At 44.1% G+C, this 610-nt stretch carries 2 pseudogenes; both read left to right on the top strand.

Going from position 1 to position 610, the window contains the following annotated elements:
* Positions 1-399: pseudogene (locus tag ACRCJ0_RS18420) on the top strand (DUF2207 domain-containing protein); the annotation flags it as partial.
* Positions 400-464: 65 nt separating this feature from the next.
* A pseudogene (locus ACRCJ0_RS18415) lies at positions 465-610 on the top strand (MBL fold metallo-hydrolase); the annotation flags it as partial.

The raw sequence follows: 610 nt of genomic DNA, 5'->3' as shown, positions 1-610 counted from the left end.
TGGCAATTGCAGCTGCAAGCTTTAAATGTATGGGCTTCGTTATTGCTGGTTGTCAGCGTGGCTTTGGTTGCCCTTTTACAAAAAAATGTCTTACCAATGCGGAGTGAAAAAGGGGTATCCTTATTCAAGTTGTGGCAGGGCTATTTGAAGGGCATCAGCAGCCAGTTAATGAATCCGGATGCTTGGGGCCGTCAATCGGCAGAGTGGTTAGACCATCAATATTTATATGCTTGGGTTGCGGGGTCGAATGTGAAGGTTGCTAAGGCGCTGGGACAAGAGGCGCAGGTTGTGCAGTTACCTTTGATGGGTTCGGCACAAGCAATTGACCATTTACAGTTAGAGAAATTGAAGTGGCAACCACAGGCTGAGGAAGATTCGGATGATGACGTCGCTGAATAGTCGGTGATAAGATAAAGAATAATAAATGAAAAAATAACAGTATTTAGATCTAGAAGGAGGCAATCATGGAGACTGCACAAAATGATTTTACAATGCGTGTTTCCATGCTCGGCAGTAGCTCTAGCGGAAACGCTACTTATATTGAAACCCCTAAGCGGAAGATTTTAGTGGACGCAGGATTTAGTGGGAAAAAGATGAAGGAATTGTTAGC

Source organism: Aerococcus sp. L_32 (genome assembly GCF_050689315.1).
The sequence above is the reverse complement of the archived record's forward strand: the minus strand, read 5'-3'. Positions and strand labels throughout refer to the sequence as shown.